This is a genomic window from Actinosynnema sp., assembly GCF_052038725.1.
Genome location: NZ_JBQGCX010000713.1, coordinates 1 through 1,734, shown reverse-complemented (window position 1 = coordinate 1,734; position 1,734 = coordinate 1). Strand labels below are relative to the sequence as shown.

The 1,734-nt window shown below is 78.4% G+C and carries 1 protein-coding gene; it reads left to right on the top strand.

The features are described 5' to 3' along the window. Positions 1–1,734: acyltransferase domain-containing protein (locus tag ACTUAL_RS14905; RefSeq protein ID WP_440900664.1), on the top strand; the 1,734-nt coding region annotated here is incomplete at both ends.

Below are 1,734 nucleotides of genomic sequence, written 5' to 3'. Positions count from 1 at the left end.
GCGGTGCGCGCCTCCGAGGAGGAGGTGCTGCCGCTGCTGGCCGGTCGCGAGGACGTGCTCGGGATCGCCGCCGTCAACGGCCCCGCCTCCGTCGTGCTCTCCGGTGCGGCCGACGCGCTCGACGAGGCCGCCGCCCGGCTGACCGCCGCCGGGCGCTCGGTCAAGGAGCTGTCGGTCAGCCACGCCTTCCACTCGCCGCTGTTGAGGCCCGTGCTCGACGAGTTCGCCGAGGTCGTCGCCACCCTGAAGTACCGCGAGCCCACCATCCCGGTGGTCTCCACCGCCACCGGCGACCTCGTCACCGCCGAGCTGACCGACCCCGGCCACTGGGTGCGGCACGTCACCGGCGCGGTGCGGTTCGCCGACGCCGCGCGCGCGCTGCGCGAGCTGGGCGCCACCACCTTCGCCGAGCTGGGCCCCGGCGAGGTGCTCAGCGCCCTCGTGCAGGAGGCGCTGGACGCGAACGCCGCGGTGCTGGCCGTGCCGCTGCTGCGCCAGGCCGACACCGAGGCCGACGGCGTCGTCCGCGCCGTCGCCCGCCTGCACACCAGGGGCACGGCGGTCGACTGGGCCGCGTTCCTCGGCGGCGCGCACCCCGCGCTCGACCTGCCCACCTACGCCTTCCAGCGCACCCGGTTCTGGCTGGAGCACGAGGAGTCCCGCGCCGACCTGTCCTCGGTCGGCCTCACCCCGGTCGACCACCCGCTGCTCGGCGCGGCCGTCCCGGTCGCGGGCTCCGACGCGCTCGTGGTCACCAGCCACGTCTCGGTGCGCAGCCACCCGTGGCTGGCCGGGCCCGCCGTCGACGGGGTCCTGGCCCTGCCCGGCGCGGTGCTCGTCGAGCTGGCCGGGCGCGCGGGCGACGAGCTGGGCTGCACGCTGCTGCGGGAGCTGGTGGTGCCGCGACCGCCCGCGCTGCCGGTCGACGGCGGCCTGGCCATCCAGCTGGTCCTCGGCGCGGCCGACCCCGACGGCGTCCGCTCCCTGCTCGTGCACACCCGCCCCGACGACGACCCCGAGGCGGAGTGGGAGTTCGCCGCCAGCGGCTCGCTGTCCGCCGACCACGCCGCCCCGACCCACGCCGACCGGACCCGCGCCGTCCCGACCCACGCCGATCCGCCGGAGCACACCCACGGCGACGCCTTCCCGGTGGCGCTGCCCGAGGGCTCGGCCGCCGACGCCGCCGCCTACAACCTGCACCCGGCCCTGCTCGCCGAGGCCGGGCGCGCCGCCACCGGCGGCCGGGTCCCCACCCGCTGGAGCGGGGTGCGCCTGCACGCGGTCGGCGCGACCTCGGTCGTCGTCCGCGCGGACCTGGACGGCGACCGGCTCGCGCTGCGGCTCTCCGACCTGGCGGGCGGCCCCGTCGCCACCGTCGACGAGATCACCCTCCACGCGGGCGACCCCCTCACCCCCGACCGCACCGCCGCCGCCCGCAGGGCGCTGTTCGACGTGGTCTGGAAGCCGCTGCCCGTCCCGCCGCCGACCACCCGCACCACGGCCGTGCTCGACACCGGCCGAGGTCTGCCCGACCTGCCCGGCGCGACCGTCGTCCGCACCCCGGCCGACGCCCCGGACGCCGACCTGCTCGTCGCCCCGTTCCTGACCGGGGCCACCGACACCGACGTCCCCGACCGGGTGCTCGCCGACGCCACCGCCGCCCTGGACCTGGTCCGCGACTGGCTCGCCCAGCCCCGACCCGACGCCTCCCGGCTCCGCGAGCTCACCTCCGGC